This is a genomic window from Candidatus Cloacimonadota bacterium (assembly GCA_020532085.1).
Lineage (GTDB): Bacteria > Cloacimonadota > Cloacimonadia > Cloacimonadales > Cloacimonadaceae > Syntrophosphaera.
The window spans coordinates 29,602-47,441 of the sequence record JAJBAV010000022.1 but is presented as its reverse complement, the minus strand read 5'-3'; the positions used below and the strand labels follow the sequence as shown (position 1 = coordinate 47,441).

Annotated in this window: 14 protein-coding genes; all 14 read right to left on the bottom strand. The window is 58.7% G+C overall.

Annotation, left to right across the window (positions count from 1 at the left end):
- Positions 1 to 180: 180 nt before the first annotated feature.
- The 14 genes from LHW45_07090 to LHW45_07025 all read right to left on the bottom strand — a co-directional run bounded on the left by LHW45_07090 (position 181) and on the right by LHW45_07025 (position 17,837).
- Complete coding sequence (locus LHW45_07090; protein ID MCB5285339.1) at positions 181 to 933, bottom strand: histidinol-phosphatase HisJ family protein; 753 nt, start codon at positions 931 to 933, stop codon at positions 181 to 183.
- Positions 930 to 1,691 (bottom strand): acyl-CoA dehydratase activase, encoded by a 762-nt coding sequence (locus LHW45_07085; GenBank protein ID MCB5285338.1) that lies wholly within the window; start codon positions 1,689 to 1,691, stop codon positions 930 to 932. Before LHW45_07085 ends, LHW45_07090 begins: the two co-directional genes overlap by 4 nt.
- Complete coding sequence (locus LHW45_07080; protein ID MCB5285337.1) at positions 1,688 to 4,318, bottom strand: insulinase family protein; 2,631 nt, start codon at positions 4,316 to 4,318, stop codon at positions 1,688 to 1,690. The genes LHW45_07085 and LHW45_07080 overlap by 4 nt, the downstream gene beginning before the upstream one ends.
- A complete protein-coding gene (folE2, locus tag LHW45_07075; protein ID MCB5285336.1) occupies positions 4,315 to 5,094 on the bottom strand; it encodes a GTP cyclohydrolase FolE2 in 780 nt (259 codons plus the stop codon). Before folE2 ends, LHW45_07080 begins: the two co-directional genes overlap by 4 nt.
- On the bottom strand, positions 5,091 to 6,122 hold the full coding sequence (locus LHW45_07070; GenBank protein MCB5285335.1) for an FAD:protein FMN transferase: 1,032 nt from the start codon (positions 6,120 to 6,122) through the stop codon (positions 5,091 to 5,093). Before LHW45_07070 ends, folE2 begins: the two co-directional genes overlap by 4 nt.
- Before the next feature lie 9 nt (positions 6,123 to 6,131).
- The gene (locus tag LHW45_07065; protein MCB5285334.1) at positions 6,132 to 6,929 is read right to left on the bottom strand and encodes a hypothetical protein; all 798 of its coding nucleotides are present in this window, start codon (positions 6,927 to 6,929) and stop codon (positions 6,132 to 6,134) included.
- Positions 6,930 to 6,962: 33 nt separating this feature from the next.
- Entirely contained in the window at positions 6,963 to 9,206 is a 2,244-nt protein-coding gene (locus LHW45_07060; GenBank protein ID MCB5285333.1) for a vitamin B12-dependent ribonucleotide reductase, read from the bottom strand.
- On the bottom strand, positions 9,206 to 10,039 hold the full coding sequence (locus LHW45_07055; protein ID MCB5285332.1) for a 3-keto-5-aminohexanoate cleavage protein: 834 nt from the start codon (positions 10,037 to 10,039) through the stop codon (positions 9,206 to 9,208). The genes LHW45_07060 and LHW45_07055 overlap by 1 nt, the downstream gene beginning before the upstream one ends.
- A 30-nt stretch (positions 10,040 to 10,069) precedes the next feature.
- Entirely contained in the window at positions 10,070 to 10,870 is an 801-nt protein-coding gene (murI, locus tag LHW45_07050; GenBank protein MCB5285331.1) for a glutamate racemase, read from the bottom strand.
- Complete coding sequence (locus tag LHW45_07045; GenBank protein ID MCB5285330.1) at positions 10,867 to 13,152, bottom strand: VacB/RNase II family 3'-5' exoribonuclease; 2,286 nt, start codon at positions 13,150 to 13,152, stop codon at positions 10,867 to 10,869. The genes murI and LHW45_07045 overlap by 4 nt, the downstream gene beginning before the upstream one ends.
- 18 nt (positions 13,153 to 13,170) lie before the next feature.
- On the bottom strand, positions 13,171 to 13,608 hold the full coding sequence (locus LHW45_07040; protein ID MCB5285329.1) for a hypothetical protein: 438 nt from the start codon (positions 13,606 to 13,608) through the stop codon (positions 13,171 to 13,173).
- The gene (locus tag LHW45_07035; protein MCB5285328.1) at positions 13,598 to 14,473 is read right to left on the bottom strand and encodes a DUF1732 domain-containing protein; all 876 of its coding nucleotides are present in this window, start codon (positions 14,471 to 14,473) and stop codon (positions 13,598 to 13,600) included. Before LHW45_07035 ends, LHW45_07040 begins: the two co-directional genes overlap by 11 nt.
- Before the next feature lie 114 nt (positions 14,474 to 14,587).
- Positions 14,588 to 15,865 (bottom strand): tRNA (N6-isopentenyl adenosine(37)-C2)-methylthiotransferase MiaB, encoded by a 1,278-nt coding sequence (gene miaB, locus LHW45_07030; GenBank protein MCB5285327.1) that lies wholly within the window; start codon positions 15,863 to 15,865, stop codon positions 14,588 to 14,590.
- 4 nt (positions 15,866 to 15,869) lie between these two features.
- Positions 15,870 to 17,837 carry a hypothetical protein gene (locus tag LHW45_07025; GenBank protein ID MCB5285326.1) on the bottom strand — a complete coding sequence of 656 codons (1,968 nt, stop codon included), beginning with the start codon at positions 17,835 to 17,837 and terminating at the stop codon, positions 15,870 to 15,872.
- Positions 17,838 to 17,840: the final 3 nt, after the last annotated feature.

The window sequence follows — 17,840 nt, the reverse complement described above, 5'->3', positions numbered from 1 at the left end:
GTTTGAAGTCCAAAGCGCTCTCGGTTCTGAGCTGGGTCCGGCATCTGGCTTGGCGCCTTGAACTCCAAGCTAGCGTCGAGCAAGGGACGAGCATCGACAACAGCATCCCCAAAAACATATTGTCGCCCATGCCTCACTGCGTTCGCTGTACGCCTGCGGGCGGGGGTGGGGGAAACGCGTTCAGAGGGGTAAATCGATCTCCCCAGAGAACAGCCAGGAGGGCAGCAGATGGTAGTTGAGGTCGAAATGTTCCAGCAGATGGGCGTCGCTACCGATGCTGAAAAGCTTCCCGCCCAGGGAGCGGTAGAGATCGATCTGCCAGAGATCGGGCAGGATGCGCCCGTAGGGTTTGCGCAGGGCGGAAAAGTTGATCTCGAGGGCGATGCGGCGCTCGATCATCACCTGAAAGATGTCTGCAAGCAGGCCGCGGCAGTGGTTTTCATCCGGCTGCTCCGTAAGATAGCGTTTGTGCACGCCCAGATGGGCCAGCACCTGGATTTCGCAGGCGCTCACCAGAGCGAGGTTCTGCCGGTAGTAATCTTCATGGTCGGAGGCGGTGAGCGGCCTTTTGAGAGGCACCGCCACGTTGGTGTGATCGGAAAGGAAATGCACGGCCCCAAGCCTGAGCTCGAAGTCCAACTGGGCCAGAAACTCGTTGGCATAAGCGCTGACACGCTGGAAATCGCCGATTTCGACCCCGCAGATGATCCGGAGCGGGGAAGAGGCGAATTGATCTTTCAGGGAGGCAAGCTGTTTTATGTAGCGGGCAAAGGAGGGCAGGCCAAAGCGGGTGAGTTCATAGGGATACAGATCGAGGTGTTCCGTGATGGCGATGGCTTCGTAATTGAGTTCGATAGCCTTATAGATCAAATCCGAAGCTTTAAGTTTACTATCGTAACTATACTCTGTATGAAGATGATAGTCTATTTTCATGTTGCCGCGAGAATGGCTGCGCCGAGAGCGCCGGTGATCTCCGGAGAGGGAGGAACGCCAACGGGGAGTTGCAGTTGCCTGGCCAGACAAGCCACCAGGTCGTTGTTGAGGGCTACTCCGCCGGTGAAGACCACCGGGGGTTCGAAAGCCAGGGCGCTGATCTGGGTGAGAACGCGGCTGGCGATGGAGTTGTGGACGGCACGGGCGATATCGGCCGGAGCGGCGTTTTCGGCGATCATGCCCACGATCTCGGATTCGGCGAAGACCACGCAGGTGGAGGAGATATTCAGGGCGGCCGTGGAAAGCGAAGCCAGCTGGGAAAGCTGGTCCAGAGTGCAATCCAGGCGCAGCGCCGTCATTTCCAGAAAGCGTCCGGTGCCGGCAGCGCATTTGTCGTTCATCACAAAATCGCGGACCTTGCCGTCGGCAGCGAGGGTGATGATCTTGGCGTCCTGGCCGCCGATATCGATGATGGTCCTGGCCTCGGGATGGAAATGGCGCACCCCGGCGGCATGGCAGGAGATCTCCGAAAGCACCCTGCCGTGTTTCCAGAGTTTTCGGCCGTATCCTGTGCAGGCTGCCGTACCGGGAGTCTCGGAGCCTGTTTGGGCGAGCGCTTGGGCCAAAAGGGCCTCCACGGACGCGAGGGGGTTCACTTCGGTTGAAATCCACTTGGCAAAAAGGATGGAGCGGTCATCAGAGTTGTAGATGACCAGCTTGGTGTTGCGGGAGCCGATGTCGAGTCCGAGGGTGATCATGCGAGGATGTGGGTCCAGTGGTTATCAGGCCGCAGCCACTCGCGGGCGACGCGGTTCACGGTGTCCAGATCCATTGCCCGGATGCGCTGTTCGCGGTTGAGATAGAAACCGGGCTCATAGCCGAGGGCGCTGAGGCTGGAAAGCAGCACGGCCTGGAGGGCGGCGCTTTCCGCGTCGAAGCGGTTCATGCCGCAGAGGTAGTTTTGGGCTTGCAGCAGTTCCTGAGCGCCCACGCCTTCCGCGCAAACGGCGGCCAGGACCTCGCGCATCAGTCTCAGGCAGGGTTTGCGGTCATCGGGATCGCAGTAGGAATAGGCGAACCAATAGCCCAGTTCACGCGTGCTGCTGTATTCCATGCCGGTCTGGTAGGCGTAGCCGTATTTTTCCCGCACCAGGTTGAATAGGCGCGAATCCATGTCGCCGCCAATTATCTGGGCCAGAATGTGCCAGGCGGTGGTGGAAATGCTGTCCCTGGCTGGGGCCGCGAATCCGCCCAGGTGGATGATCGCCTGGCCTGAATCCAGAAGCTGGGTCCGCATCCGCACACGGCTGGGTCGGGGCGCCGGGGGAGCGGGCAGATCCAAATCTCCGGACGGCTTGCCACCCTCGAAGAGGGAACCCACCAGGTCCAGAGCCTGACGCGGCTCAACTGAGCTAACGATGGCCAGGCTGAAACGTTCCGGCCGGTAATGGCTGGTGTACCAGGCGCGGATCGCTTCGCGGTTGTGGCCGGCCAGGTCGCCGATGTTACCGGAATAGCGGCCGTAAGGGCTGTTGGGACCAAAGAGCAGCCGAAACCAGCGCAGCCAGGCCAGGCTAGAGGGATTCTGGTTATCGCGGCGCAGGAGATCGATGGAGGTGCTTTTCAGGAGGCGAATATGGTTGGGATCAAAGGCTGGCTGCCAGAAGATCTCGGCCAGAATGGACAGCGCGGTGGGCAGGGCCGTGTGAAAGCATTTTCCCCGGAAAACGGTGGTGTCGGGATGGGGCTCCACGTTGAGGCTGATTCCCTGTTCGCGGCTGGTGGTGAGCATTTCGGCGTAGCTGCGGCTTTGGGTGGAATGCAGCATCGCAGCCGAGCAGAGATAGTTCAGTCCGCGCTGTCCGGGGGCTTCGCCCAGCTGGCAGACATCCGTGGAGAGGGCAAAACCGCTGATGGGACGCTGGGGCTGCCAGCGGTAAATGAATTTCAGCCCGTTGGAGAGGGTGGCGGTGAAAACATCCTCCGAGTATTGTTCCAGGCTGAGTTTCGCGTTCGCGGAGGAAGGGGTGGCCTCCGGCAGGAGGACTTGACGGAACGCGTGGTTTTTCCCAAGGGGTTTGAGCGGCGGCACCGACAGGGCCAGGTCCACTTCCCGGGGGGACTGGTGGATGATCTGCAAGCTGGAGGGCTGCCAGTATTTGCGGACGGCTGCGAGCACATCTTCCAGGCCGAGGGGCAGGATCTGCCGGTCGTAGGTGTAAAGCGTTTCGTAGCCGGAGATGAATTCCTCGGCCCCCAGCATCCCGGCCAGGTTTTCCACGCCGTCGAAGCCGTAGCGCCAGGAGTTGATGATGTCGCGCTTCACCAGCTCGATCTCGGCGGGATCGACGGCCCCTTGCAGCAAAGCCTGGTATTCCTGCTGAAAGACAGACTGGATCTTGGGGACGTTGGCTTTGCCCATGGGAGCGACCACGATCGCCGAAACTCCACTCATCACGCCGCTGTAGGATGAAACCTTCACCGAGGAGGCCAGTTTTTCCTCTTCCACCAAACGTTTGAACAGCCGGGAAGACCGCCCTACAGCCAGATAGCGCATGGCGATCAGCAGGGGATCGCTGCCGGGATGGGTGTCGCAGAGTTCCGGCAGGATGTAGGTGAGGAATTCCTGCTTGTGCCTGCGCCAGACCGAGGGTTGGCCCGGAGCTTCCGGTTCGGTGAAGCTTCCGCCGCGGGAGTGGGGAAGAGGGGCGGTGTTTTGCCAGGCGCCAAAGCAGGTGTTGAGGATTTGGCCAGCCTTGTCCCGGTCCAAGTCTCCCACGATCACCAGAAAGGAGTTCGCGGGCTGGTAATATTTGGTGTGAAAGGCTCGCAGATCCGCTATCCCGGCTGTTTTCACCGAGGCCGGGGTGCCCATCACGGGAAGGCGGAGGGGATTGCGCTGAAAGGCCGCGGTTTGGATGAAATCCAGGAAATCCGCCTCCGGATCGTTCTTGTTCTGCTCCATCTCCTCGATAATGATATCCTTTTCCATGGCCAGGTCCGCTGGGGTGAAAGAAGGATGCATGGCCAGTTCGGCCAGCACTTTCAAGCCCTCGGCCAAATACTCCGAAGGCAGCAGCAGATAGTAGCAGGTGCAGTCAAAATCCGTGTAGGCATTGATGGAACCGCCCAAGCCGTTCACAAAGCCGGTGATCTGGTTGTAGCCGAAATCACGGGTGGATTTGAAGGCCAAATGTTCCATGAAATGGGAATAACCGGCTTCGCGCTCCGTCTCCCAGGCACTGCCGATCCGGATGAAAAGCTGCAGGCAGAGAACGGGATTGGAGGCGTCGGCGCTGAGGATGTACTTCAGGCCGTTGGGCAGAAAACCCGAAACCGCAGGTTGGACGGGGAAATCAGGCAAGGCGCGCGGGACCGGGCTCAAGCACGCCCCAGGCGATAGACCATCGCGTAGGCGTTGTGGTTGTGGATGGATTCAAAGTTGTCGGCTTCCACGTAAAACTCCAGCACCCGGGGATCGGATTCCAGCCTTTGGGTGACCTCGCGCACGATGTCCTCCACGAAGCGGGGCCTGGCGTAAGCGGTTTCGGTAACGTATTTTTCGTCCCGGCGCTTCAGCAGGGGATAGACGGGGCAACTGGACGCTTCCTCGGCGATGGCGATCAGCTCTTCCAGCCAGACGAATCCAGTGTAGCGCAGCTTGATGGTCACCAGCGAGCGCTGGTTGTGCGCCCCGGCTTCCGAGATCTCCTTCGAGCAGGGACAGAGCGCGGTGACTGGCACCACAGCGCCGATCCAGAGCTTGTAATCCTCCGCATAGGAAGCATGAAAGAAGCACTGGTAATCCATCAGGGAACTGATCCCGGAGACCGGGGCCCGCTTCCGCAGGAAATAGGGGAAAAGGATGTCGATGTAGGCGGCGTCGGCTTTGAGAGAGGATTTCAGCTCCAGCAGGAGTTTGTCCAACTGGCCGATGATGGCGTCGCGGTGATAGCGGTTTAAAACTTCCAGAAAGCGGGACATGTGGGTTCCGCGCTTGCTGTGGTGAAGGTCCACATAGATGTTGAATTCGCCGATGGTGGACTGCAGCTTGTGGTCGCGGTCGTCCACCACTATGGGATAGCGGATGCCCTTCACGCCCACCTTGTCGATGCCGATGCGGCGGGAGTCTGGCTGGGACTGGAGGTCGGGGATGTTCATCCTTCGTCGTGCCATTCCAGGTCTTTCATGCCCAGGCTCTTCAGGGAAACGATCTCGCCGTTGGCCTGGTAAAAGATCACCGCGTTGCTTTCGGGATAACGCTTCAGCTTTTCGATCGCGGTTTCCGGCGGCAGCAGGAAGAGCGCGGTGGAAAGGCCGTCCGCCCAGGCGGCTGAAGGATGGATCACGGTAACGGAAAAGACGTTTTCCACCGGATACCCGGTTTTGGGGTGCAGGATGTGGTGATAGCGGCGGTTCTCATATTCAAAATACTGCTGATAATCCCCGGAAGTGCTCAGGGAGCCGTCGCGGATCTTGAAGCTGCCGATGGTTTGCAGCTGCTGGTTCGCCCGCGGATGGCGCACACTGACGATCTGGGCCAGCGGCTGGCCGAAAAAGCTCATGCTGCTGGTGCAGTCTATCTGTCCGCTGATGAACTTGCCCGCGGCCATGTAGTCCCGGGCCTTGTCCAGCACGTAACCCTTGGCCAGGGCACCGAAGGTGATCTGCATGCCGCGGGGCAGGATGATCCTCTTTTGGTTGAAGCGCACCCTGTTGAAACCCATGTTCTTCAGCGTTTCCCTGATAACCAGGGAATCCGGCGGCATTTGCGTTAGGGAGTCGTTTGGCGGGATGGGCCGGTTGAATCCCCAGAGGTCGTACAGAGGTTTGATGGTGATGTCGAAAGCCCCGCCGGCAAGCTGGTAAAGGCTGTCCGCCAGGCAGAGGAGTTCGTAGGCGTCGGGGTCCATGGGCACGGCTTTGCCGTTGGCAGTATTGACTTTCGAGACCCAACTGGTGGGGTCGTAATCGTTGAATTTGGCTTCCAAGGTGTGCATGTAGGCGAAAACAGAATCGATCTGGGCACCCACGTTTTTGCTCTGGGATTTCGCAGAAATGGTCACCACGGTGTCCAGCAGGTCCTGGTCCAGCCTGGTGTCGCGGTAGGAGCGGTTGAACCAGGTCCATGCCCCGTAGGCGATCACGGCCAGCAACAGGATCAGGGAGATGATATCCTTTTTGGTCAAAACTGCTCCCTACTTATAGTCCCTGATGATCTCGTACTCCAGCAGGCGGTCCAAGTAATCCCGCACGGCAAACCAGGAAAGCGGCAGCGTGAAGATCAGCGGCACCAGGGCCAGAGCGGTGGCCACAAAGTTGACCAGCACCAGGATCAGGGCCAGCAGATAGAGTTGCCAGCGGACCACGTGGAATTTCCGGTAGGAAAGCCTGATAGCCTGCCAGGGTCCCAGTTTCAGGCGTTGCATCAGCACCGGCACGGGCAGAAACACGGCCAGGAAGTAGTTCACCAGAACGATCCAGACCAGGCGCAGAATGGGATCGCTGCTGAACAGGGGCAGGCCGAAGCAGATCACGTGGATGAGCACGAAATACAGCGCCGCCATCAGCACCAGCGCTAGATAGCGGGGATACTGCTTCATTCCGGCCAGCATTTCCTTCAGGGTGATGGTGTGGCCCGGTTCCGCGCAAGCCGGTTTGTAAGGTATCAGGAGGATGGGAAGAAATATGGACAGGCCCGCGGCGGTGAGAAACAGGTTCAGCAGCATGGTTCCAGTGGCCTGGTCTTGCGAGAGGTTAAGGCGTCCAAAGGCGTTGAGCGCGAACAGCAGGATCAGGCAGGGAACCACTCCGGCGATGACCGGAAAGGCGGCGGCAGGGATGTTCAGGCCCTTGAGGGGATTGTATTTGCCCCAAGTGATTTTCAAGCTGGCCCAGGCGGAAAGGTCCTGATTCACCACCTGAGTCTGTTTGCCGCAGTTGGCGCACCAAAAATCGTGGGCGGCCAGGCGGGCGTCGCAGTGTTTACAGCGCATGTTCACTCCCGTATAAGTAAGTTAATGATCTGGTTAGCATTTGGACCATCCGCAGGCTGGGCATTTGAGGCAGCCTTCCACATGTTCGATGGAAGAACCGCAGTCCGGGCAGAGCGCGATGGAGTTCATGGCCCCGGCTTCAGGAATTTCAGCCTCCCCGGAGCTTAACTGCACGGCTTTCAGTTCGCCCCCGGCCCAGGTTTTGAGAAAGGTTTCCAAAGCCTGGCCCACGGCGTCGCCGCAGGAGGTGATCATCTTGCCTTTGTGCCACATCGGCGACTGGCAGCGGATGCCTTTCAGCTGGCGGATGATGGCTTCCAGCTTCACATCGGAGCGCAGGGCCAGGGAAGACAGCCGGGCGATCGCTTCCAGTTGCGCGGAAGCGCAGCCGCCCACTTTACCCATTTGCACGAACACCTCGCAGGCACCCTGTTCATCGGTGTTGATGGTCACATACATATGCCCGCAGCCAGTTTCCAGGCGTTGCGTAACTCCGTGGGTAACCTCGGGCCGGCTGCGCGGGGCCACTTTGCGTTCGCTGGGCTGGGAACCGCTGCCGCTGCTTAGCACCTGGTTTTCGCGGCTGCCGTCACGATAGACCGTTAAGCCCTTGCAGCCCAGCTGGTAGGCCAGCTCATAGGCGATGCGGATGTCCTCCACCGTGGCGTCATGGGGAAAATTGATGGTTTTGCTCACGGCGTTGTCTGTGTAAAGCTGAAAAGCAGCCTGCATGCGGATGTGCCACTCCGGGCTGATGTCGTGGGCGGTGAGGAAGATGTCGCGTAAGGCGGCGGGGATCTCCTCGAAACCGGCGATGGTGCCGGCTTGCGCCACTTTTTCCAGCAGCTCCTGGCTCAGCAGGCCCGCATCCTCCAAAGCCTGGCGAAACCATTTGTTCACGTATAGCAGCTTGTCGCCGTCCATCACGTTTTTCACAAAGACCAGAGAGAACTGAGGTTCAATGCCGCTGGAGGTATCCAGGATCATACTGATGGTGCCGGTGGGGGCGATGGTGGTGAGGGTGGCGTTACGGATGCCCCTGGTGGCGATGTCTTCGCCCAACGCGGCCCAGTCCATTTTCAGCGGCTGGCGCTGCAGGCTCCGGGTAGCGTAGATGGAGCCGGGGAAATTGGGGAAACTGCCTTTCTCCGCGGCCAGTTCGGCGGAGCGCTGCTTGGCTGCGAAATCGATGAATTCCATCAGTTCGCCGGCCAGGGCCACCGCTTCGTCGCTGGTGTAGGGGATCCTGAGCTGGTAGAGCAGGTCCGCCCAGCCCATCACGCCCAACCCGATCTTGCGGTTGGCCTTCACCATCTCGTCGATCTGGGGCAGGGGAAATTTCGAGCGGTCGATCACGTCGTCCAGGAAATCAACGCTGAGGCGCGTCACTTCGCGCAGCCGCTCCCAATCCACCCTGCCGTCCTTGATCAGCACGGCCAGGTTGATGGAGCCGAGGTTGCAGGCCTCGTTGGGCAGCAGGGGCTGTTCGCCGCAGGGATTGGTGGATTCGATGCTGCCGATGTGGGGGGTGGGGTTGGCGGCGTTGATCCTGTCCAGAAACACGATCCCCGGTTCGCCGTTCTTGTGGGCCATATCCACGATCAGGCTGAACACGTCGCGCGCTTTCTGCCGTCCCACGGCCTCGCCGCTGCGGGGTGAGACTAGATCGTATTCTTCATCGTCCATCACGGCCCGCATGAAGGTTTCGGTGATGCCCACGCTGAGGTTGAAGTTGGTGAGTTCACGCGTATCCGCCTTGCACTGGATGAAGTCCAGGATCTGGGGATGGTCCACATTGAGGATGGCCATGTTGGCGCCGCGCCGAGTGCCGCCTTGCTTCACAGCGTCCGTGGCGGCGTTGAAGACCTTCATGAAGGAGATCGGGCCGCTGGAAACGCCGTTGGTGGACCGCACCCGGGCGTTGGCCTCGCGCAGCCGGCTGAAGGAAAAGCCGGTGCCGCCGCCGCTTTTGTGGATCAGGGCGGCGTTCTTCACCGTTTCGAAGATGCTGTTCATGCTGTCCTCGATGGGCAGCACAAAACAGGCGGATAGCTGTTGCAGGTCGTTGCCGGCGTTCATCAGGGTGGGGGAGTTGGGCAAAAAGTATCCGGAATCAAGCAGCTCCTGATAGCGCTTTTCCTTGTCCGGATCGCCGCCGGCGATGTCTTTGGCCACGCGGCCGATCAGGGCAGCCCAGTCCTCGATGGTCTCACCGGCGTCGTTCTTGCGGAAATAGCGCCGTTCCAACACCACTTTTGCATTATCGCTGAGAACCATCACCGCTCCGGCAAACCAAGGATAGAGCGCGTTTGCGCGGGAGTGGCCAGGGGACGCCCGATCTCAGTGGCGATGCGGGCCATACGGGCCACCAGCTGGGCGTTCGATTCCGCCACGACGCCCTTGTGGTAGAAAATGTTATCTTCAAAGCCCACCCGGATGTGGCCGCCGTTGGCCATCGCGGTCAGTGAAGCGGGAATGTGGAAACGGCCGATTCCCGCCACCGCCCAGGTGGCAGTGGGGATCTGCTCTTGGAGGTGATCCATCATGTAAAGCACGTTCCTTGGCGTTCCGCTCATCCCGCCGGGCACACCCAGCACGAACTGCACGTGCAGCGGAGTGTGAGTGATAATGCCTTTTTTCACCAGTTTGGCCACGTAATCCACCATGCCGGATTCGTAAACCTCGATCTCCGGCACCACGCCGAAAACCTTGAAGGCCTCGGCCAGGCGCACGATGTCCTGGGGATGGTTGATGAACACGTCATCACCGAAATTCAGGGTGCCGGCGTTGAGCGTGCCCATGTCCGGCTTTAGTCCCAAAGGCGCCAGCCTCTTCTCGAAAGCTTCGCCCACGGCGCCTCCAGTGCTGATCTGGATGACCAGCTCGGGGGCAGCTTCCTTTATCGCCCGCAGGGCCGATTTAAACCTCTCCAGGCTCTGGGTAGGTTTGCCGGCGTCATCCCGGACGTGGAGGTGGATCACCCTCGCGCCGGCCTCGAAACAGGCCAGGGCGTCGGCCGCCTGCTCTTCAGGCGTGATGGGCAGATTGGGTTGGTCTTCGCGGTTGGTTTCCGCTCCGGTGATGGCTGCTGTCAAAATCAGGGGGTCCATACAAGATCCTTATATACTTAACATTTCTGTTTATTCAAACCAGCTTTCGAACAGGCGGACCCGCTGCAGCTGGCTGGGCTCAGTGCCCAAAATGCGTCCGGCGATCCGGGCGAATTTATCCTCGTTGTCGCTCACGTAAAACTTGTCGGTGCCGGCCTGGCCGTCGTATTCCGCAGGCAGAAGCGACCGCAGATAACTGGCTATGGCGTCGGCGCTGTCCACCAGTGCCACCCTGGCACCGAGCACCTCGCTTATCATTTCTTTCAGCAAGGGATAGTGGGTGCAGCCCAGCACCAGGGTGTCGATATCCAAAGCCAGGTAGGGATCGAGGTATTCGTGCACGATCTGGCGCGTGGCGGGTTGCTCCAGCCAGCCTTCCTCCACCAACGGCACGAAGAGGGGGCAGGCCCGGGAGAAGACCTCGGCTTCCGGAATGATCTCGCTGATGGCCCGGCTGTAGGCTTCTGAACGCACCGTGCCTTCTGTGCCGATCACGCCGATCCGCTTGGTTTGTGTTAGCCTGGCGGCCATTTCAGCGCCGGGGCCGATCACGCCGATGATCGGAATGTTGGTGAGGGCCATCAGTTCCGGCAGCGCCACGGCTGAAGATGTATTGCAGGCCACTATCAAGATCTTTATCCCTTTCTGAAGCAAGAACCGGGCGTTCTGAACCGAGTATTCGATGATGGTATTGCGGGATTTGGGGCCATAGGGAACCCGGGCCGTGTCTCCGAAATAGATCAGATCCTCCTCCGGAAACGCGGAACGGATCGCCTTGTAAACGGTGAGGCCTCCCACCCCGGAATCAAATATCCCGATCGGCTTTTTCATCTCTTGGTCCTGCGCTTGTTGTTGGTCTTGCCACTTTTTTTGCGGCCGCCTTTACGGTCAATGGCATTTCTGCCCCGGGAGTTCCTCTTTTGGTCCAAGCGTTTGTCAGAAGGTGAATTGGCGATTTTGGGCAAAACCGTGGCCAAGTGCTGGTGGGCGTTGGGTACGTTCTGTAACTCCAGATAGATGTCATCACTAACGTCCATGATCTGAACCAATACTTTATCCATCAGTTGGAAGTAATTATTGTTGGAAGGATTTACAAAACGCATTTCCCTGTCCCGGTACTGCCATTTGCCGCCGGGGAGGTCCACCGTTTTCAGGATCGCGCTAATGGGGATTTCGTTGAGGCGGATGATGAGGCCAGCGGATTTGGCGGAAACCACGATCCCGCTGAAGCGTTCGCCCACGAATTTCTTCATGTAGGCCATGCTGTAGTTGCGCTCGATGTCGCGCTCTGCCTGGTCTGCCCTCAGTTCCTGCTCTGAGGACACATAGGCGTGGTGGCGTAGGTTCTCGGCCGAAAATTGAATGGCGCTGGATTTGAGGATGTGGGTTTTGCAGAGGTGGTGGATGAGCAGGTCGCAGAGGCGGCGGATGGGACTGGTGAAGTGCGTGTAGGTTTCCATGCCCAGGCCAAAGTGACGGATGTGCTGGGTGGAGTATTTTGCCTTTTTCATGCTGCGCAGGATGATGTGGTCGAAAACCCTGTGATAGTCAGGACCCGGCAGGGAGGTCAGCAGATATTGCAGCGAGGAGTTCAGCGAACCGCGGTCGTAATAGGCAATGCCGTACTGGGCCAGCAGGTTGGCCAGTTTCTCGATCTTCTCCGTGTCCGGATCCTCGTGGATGCGGTAGAGGGTGGTGGGGGAGAGTTGGGTGAGTTTTTTGGCCGTGTATTCATTGGCCACCAGCATGAAGTTTTCGATCAGCTTGTGGGATTCGGTTTCCTCAGCCAGGTTGAACCTGCGGATCAGGCCTTCGTCGTCGTATTCGTATTCCAGTTCCGGCAGGTCGAAGAAGATATAGCCTTCAGCCAGGCGTTTCTTGGAGAGCACGGCGGAAAGCTTGCGCGCCTCAAAGAGAACGTTGGTGAGCTCCGCGGGCAGATCGGTCCGGACGCCTTCAAACAGCTGGTCCACCTGTTCATAGCTGAGGCGGTGGTTGCTGCGGATCACTGTTTCCGCCAGTTTCTGCTCCAGGACCCTGCCGTTGGCGTCAAATTCCGTGATCACCGAGAGGGTGAGTTTCTCCTCGTCCGGGCGGAGGCTGCAAACCTTGTTGGAAAGCAGTTCCGGCAGCATGGGGATCACCTTTTTGGGGAAATAGAAGCTGTTACCGCGGGCTGCCGCTTCGGCAAAGATGGCTCCCCCGGGTTTCACGTAGTGGGCCACGTCCGCGATGTGCACATGGAGGCGCCAGCCCCGGGAGGTGGTTTCCAGCGAAATGGCGTCATCGAAATCCTTGGCGGAGGCGGGGTCGATCGTGAAGGTGAAAAGTTCGCGCAGGTCCAAGCGCTTGCCATATTCCCCGGCTGGGATCTCGACCTGGATATTCTGCACTTCGGCCAGCACCTCCTCCGAAAACTGCAGCGGCAGCTGGTATTGGCGGATGACGGCCATCAACTCCACCTGCGGATCGCCGGAGGGGCCCAATATCTCGACCACGTTGCCCACAGGCATCTTGCCCAGCACGGAATTTCCCCAGTTGCTAACCTGCAGGACCACCTTTTCGCCTTCCTTGGCGGCGCCGGTATCGTTCACCTCAAACCAGTTGTGGATCTTGAGGTTGCTGCTGATAAAGATCAGGCGCTGGCCGCTGGAGCGGATGTCGCCGGCCAGGATCTCGTTGGCGCGTTTCACGATCTTGCGCACGAAGGCCCGGTCCGACTTACCCTTGCGGAAAATGGGCTCGATGTTCACAACGTCGCCGTGATAAGCGTTGAGCGTATCTTCGGCACTGATGAAAAAATCCCCCTTTTCCGTGCGCACGAAGGCGAAGGAGAGGTTTTTGGCCAGCGGGGTGGCGTCGAAAACTCCCTCCAGTAGTTTGGGATTCAGGGGTTCGGGAGCGGGCGCGGTGGGCACGGGTTTGGTGATGATGAGGGAAAACTTGCGGCTTTTCTTGGCCACAGTGCCCTCGGCCATCATGGCCTGCAGGGTCTCCGATAGCAGGGCTTTCTCTTTCTTGCTGAGCTGGAGTTCCCCCACCAGTTCGTTGTAGGACAATGGTTTATTGTTGCTGCGGGTAAACAGGCCAACGACCCGGTCACTGATATTCATGTTTTTCAATTTGTACCTCTAATACTGTTTGCCGATCTTGCGGGTGAGGATCTCGATGAGTTGTTCCTTCTCGGCCTGAGCCTTGGAAAAGCGTAAAGACTGCCCCCTGAAGGCGTCCAGGCGCCGGGGTAGCTTGAAAGTGCTGAGCATGATGCCCCGCTTGTCGCTGTAAAAACAGCCGAAATCCGCGTAGCGGCGGGTGATCTTCAAAAACAGATAGTGGATCACTATCTCATATTCATAAAGCTGGTAGGTGGTGGGGATGAAGTAGGGGAGAAGGTTGCCCAAAACCAGCAGCATTCCCAGAAAGTAGAACCAGGGTTGCTGCCATTGCTTCACGGCCAGATTCCAGAGAAACCAGGCCAGAAAAGCCAGAAAAGCCAGCAACAGCGCTGAACTCCTCGGCCTTTCCACAAAGGGCCAGGAACGCCAGCTCAGCAGGGGTTCAGGCGACATTCTGCACTATCTCCCGGCATTTTTCCACCTCTTCCTTCAGGATGAGGATGTGGGGGTAAGTTTTGGCTGTGGAAAACTTTGAGCCCAGGGTGTTGGCCTCGCGCTGCATCTCCTGCAGGATGAAATTGAGGGTCTTGCCGTTGTCTTCGCTTTTTTCCAAGTTGCTCAGCAGGGTGGAGATATGGCTGCGCAATCGGGACAATTCCTCGTGGATGTCGTATTTATCGATGTAGATGGCCAGTTCCTGGAACAGGCGCTGCTCCAGATTGTCTTTGCCAAAGGAGTTCAGCAGTTCTGCCGTGCGGGTCTTCATGCCCTCGAACAGCTCTTTCTTGTATGGTTGGATCTCCACTTCGATCTCGGCCAGAACTCCCAGCATGCGCGCGCAGGAAGTGCTCAGCACCTGGCGGATGTTGCCGGCTTCGGCGGAAAGCGAACTCACCAAGTTAACCAGAGCTTCGTTCAAGGTCTTGTGCAGCATATCGTTAAGGATGGCGTCCTCATCCAAGTTGTTGGCGTTTTCGATGATCCCGGGCTCGTTGAGCAGAAACTCCAAGGAGACGTTGCCGGCCAGGCCCAAGGCCGAGGCCGCTTCGGTCACGATCGCGTGATACTTCTCCAGCTTGGTCTTGTTCAGCTTGATCCGAGGTTCTCGGTGATCGGTGAAGCTGGCCCGCACTTCCACCGTGCCCCGGCTGAGGGAGGCGGAGATGCGCTGACGGAGGGCGTATTCAAAAAAACTGATCTCCCGCGGCAGATAGAGTCGCAGGTCCAGATATCTGCCGTTGATCGATTTCAGTTCAAATTCCAGGTCGATGTCGTTGGCGTGAGCTTTGGCCACTCCGTAGCCGGTCATGCTTTTCATGGTGCTGTCCTTATCATTGTCGTGGGGGAGAGCAGGCTGAGCCTCAAGAACTTAACTCTCCCGTATGCAAGTTTACATAACATGTCTTATCAGCAAGCTTGGCTGCCAGGCTGCTCATGCGCAGATCAGGGTCCCGGCCGTCGCTTTCATCACCCGGGCGGTCTTAAGTTTGCCGATGTCGGTGGCGTCGCCGCTCAACACGGCGATCTTGTAATCACGGGTCTTCCCGGAAACCATTTGCTGGGATTTTCTGCTCAGGCTTTCCACATAGACCTCAACATCCTTGCCGGTCTGGGCGGAGAACTTTGCCAAGGTGATCCCGCGCTGGAGTTCGATCATCTCCTGCAAACGGCGCAGGCGTTCCGCTTCCGGCACTTGGTGCGGCAGGCCGCAGGCCGATGTGCCCTCGCGTTCGCTGTATTTAAAGCAAAAAGCGTGGTCGTAGCGGACCTCGCGCATCACCTGCAGGGTATCCGAGAAATCCGCCTCGCTTTCACCGGGGAAACCGGCTATGAGATCGGTGGTCAGGGATATTTCCGGCATGGCCGCCCTTAGCTTTTGCACCAGGCGCAGGTAAACTTCGATCGTGTATTTGCGGTTCATGGCCTTCAGAACCCCGTTGTTGCCGCTCTGCAAAGGCAGATGGAGATGTTCGCAGATCTTGCCGCCGGCGGCCATCGCTTCGATCAGTCCGTCCGAAAGGTCTTTGGGATGGGAAGTTACGAAACGCAGCCGTTGAATGGAATCCACCTGGTTCAGTTCCCGCAGCAGGCGGGGAAAATCGTAGCCGCCCCAGCGGTATGAATTGACATTTTGCCCCAGTAAAGTGACATCTTTCAATCCGTTGTCGCCACAGGCGCGCACCTCGGAGAGGATCTGGCGGAAATCCACGCTGCGCTCCCGTCCCCGCACGTGGGGCACGATGCAGTAGGAACAGAAATTGTCACAGCCGCGCATGATGGTCACGAAGGCGCAGGTTTTGTTGCCATGCAGGGGCCGCAAGCCTGGATAGAACTGTTGAAAGTCGAAATCCGTATCCTGGCCGCCTGGCTGATCAAGCAGGGCTGGGAGTTCCAGATACCGGTCCACCCCCACCACGTAGTCCACGCCGATGTCGCTGTCCAGCAGCCTCTTCCCCATTCTTTGGGCCATGCAGCCGATCACGGCGATCTTTAGCGCGGGTTTCAGCTGTTTGCGGTGACGTTCGTTGGAAATGCGCCCCAACACCCGATCCTCAGCGTGTTTGCGCACGGAGCAGGTGTTGAAGAGGATGAGGTCGGCCGCGTCGATTGAGGGCGCGGGTTCCCAGCCGGCGCCGAGGAGGATGGAGCCAACCAGTTCGCTGTCCGAGACGTTCATCTGGCAGCCGTAGGTTTCGATGTAAAACTTCATCTTTTCAGCGCTTGCGTTTCTTCCAAAGATTGTATCCGCTTGATATTCCATAATGACAGACAATAAATTCCGAGGCGCCGAATTTGTCCAGCAGAAGCGTGTAAAAGCGGGCGCTGAGGCTCAGGAAGGGCAACGACTGACGCTCCACAGACCAGCGCATCAGACAGTTTGGGTCGCCCTCCGCGGCTTGTTGTTGAAACCGCAGCAATTCCTGCCGGCTGATCCTGAGGCCGTGGATTCGCGCCGGCTGGTACTTGGGGATCTGCCTGATGATCTTGGCCAGTAAAACAGCGGATAGTCCCACGCAGATCACCGTCTCAGCCGCAAGGGCAGCAAGTTTTTCCAATTGCTCGAGGATCAGCGGTTCGGCTTCACGGCCGTCCAGACTGGCCTGGTTCAGGGTCAGCAAACCCAACGGCAGGCTGGTTGGAGATGGTTTGGAAGGTGCTCCGGCCGAAACGATCTCCGTGGAAAAACCGCCGATATCCACGATCACCGCCTGCCTGCCTTCCGGAACAAGGTCTTTGGCCGCCAGGGCCGCCAGTTCGGCTTCATCCCTGCCGCTCAAAACTTTATAGGGCGCGTTCCACCGCGTTTGGAACCAGTTGGCGAGGTCCGCGCTGAAATCGCCGCGGCGATGGATGCCGGTGGCCAGCACCTGTTTGTGGGAAACTATGCCCCGGTCGTAGCGCATGAATCCTGCCACGGCGCGTTTGAACCCTGCCAGTTGCCTGGCTGGCACGCTCACCCGTCCGTCTTCCAGCTCATGGTATTCGTGGCCCAGGCCGGTCCTGATCTGCGCGGTGTGGATGGGTCGGGGCTTTCCGGCTTCGCAGAGCGAGTAATTCAGGTTGTTGGATCCCGCATCAAAGACCGAGAGCAATTTCCTGCCGCCATAACGCAGTTCCATGTACCTGCGGATGATCAGCGCGGCCACGGCGGCGTTGGCGTTCGGCACCTTTTTCACCGGCTTTTGACCGTCTTGGATGGATTTGAAGACACGTTTCCACTCTGCCTGCGAAAGCAGCAGGGAGGGCAGTTCCGTTTTGGCGGGATAGCCGGCGATGCCGCGGATCAGGACATCTTCCTCGGGATAGTTGGCGCGGGGGCTGAAGATGAGGTGCTTTCCGCTCTGGATGGACTCCGCGAAACTGCCGTAGCCGGGTTTGGTGAGTAAAATGTCCGCCGCTCCGATCAATGAGGAGAAATCTGTTTCCCGGGGCACGCAGATGTGATTGCCAGCGCTCTTGAGGTTTCCGGAAGTTGCCACCGTTCCCGCGAAAGCGGCGCAAAGCTTCTTCAGGTCCAGTTCCATCTCTCCTGCCCCGCCAAAGGAACAAACCAGCAGCGGCTGGCCGGGATCGATGCCCATATCCCTGATCAGATCAGGATTTGACATCCTTCTGGCCGCCACCAGCCCGGTTTTTTCCAGTTTGCGAAAGCTGCCCATGCTCGCTGGAGAACTCATTGGCAGCCTGAAAGCGCGGTCCACCCGCTGATAGAGGCCAAAGATGGTATTCAACACCGGCCTCAGTTCCGCGCTGGGGCGGAACAGCCTTTCATATATGAACACCCAGTCGAAATTGGAGACGGCAAAAACCGGCACGCCCGCGTAGGTTCCAGCTTCCACAGCCAGCCAGGGGACGTCGGCGATGATGAGGTCGATCTTTTCACTCCGCAGGAACTCCACCTCCCGCTCCACGATCTGCAGCCTCTGCCCCATCAGGTCCAACAAGGCTGCCCGGGTGGCCTCCAGGTCGGCGGTAAGGTTGGTGCCGTGCTTCACTCCCACATCAGTGGCCTGGGCGTGGATCTCGCTGTAGTTGGGGTCCAGTCCTTGCCAGAGGAACTCCGGTCGCGCGCTGCGGATGTGCACGAAGATGCCGAAGCGGATGAATTCCTCCGCCAGGGCGGCCATGCGGGTGGCATGCCCAAAGCCGTGGTCGGAAACGTAGATTACAAAATTCAACATGAT

Bases quoted from the DNA above. Each gene is read 5' to 3' on its own strand.
- LHW45_07045 (MCB5285330.1), bottom strand. From the start codon at position 13,152: ATGAATATCAGTGACCGGGTCGTTGGCCTGTTTACCCGCAGCAACAAT.
- LHW45_07060 (MCB5285333.1), bottom strand. From the start codon at position 9,206: ATGGTTCTCAGCGATAATGCAAAAGTGGTGTTGGAACGGCGCTATTTC.
- LHW45_07035 (MCB5285328.1), bottom strand. From the start codon at position 14,473: ATGAAAAGCATGACCGGCTACGGAGTGGCCAAAGCTCACGCCAACGAC.
- folE2 (MCB5285336.1), bottom strand. From the start codon at position 5,094: ATGAACATCCCCGACCTCCAGTCCCAGCCAGACTCCCGCCGCATCGGC.
- LHW45_07040 (MCB5285329.1), bottom strand. From the start codon at position 13,608: ATGTCGCCTGAACCCCTGCTGAGCTGGCGTTCCTGGCCCTTTGTGGAA.
- LHW45_07085 (MCB5285338.1), bottom strand. From the start codon at position 1,691: ATGATCACCCTCGGACTCGACATCGGCTCCCGCAACACCAAGCTGGTC.
- LHW45_07090 (MCB5285339.1), bottom strand. From the start codon at position 933: ATGAAAATAGACTATCATCTTCATACAGAGTATAGTTACGATAGTAAA.
- murI (MCB5285331.1), bottom strand. From the start codon at position 10,870: ATGAAAAAGCCGATCGGGATATTTGATTCCGGGGTGGGAGGCCTCACC.
- LHW45_07025 (MCB5285326.1), bottom strand. From the start codon at position 17,837: ATGTTGAATTTTGTAATCTACGTTTCCGACCACGGCTTTGGGCATGCC.
- LHW45_07065 (MCB5285334.1), bottom strand. From the start codon at position 6,929: ATGCGCTGTAAACACTGCGACGCCCGCCTGGCCGCCCACGATTTTTGG.
- LHW45_07055 (MCB5285332.1), bottom strand. From the start codon at position 10,039: ATGGACCCCCTGATTTTGACAGCAGCCATCACCGGAGCGGAAACCAAC.
- miaB (MCB5285327.1), bottom strand. From the start codon at position 15,865: ATGAAGTTTTACATCGAAACCTACGGCTGCCAGATGAACGTCTCGGAC.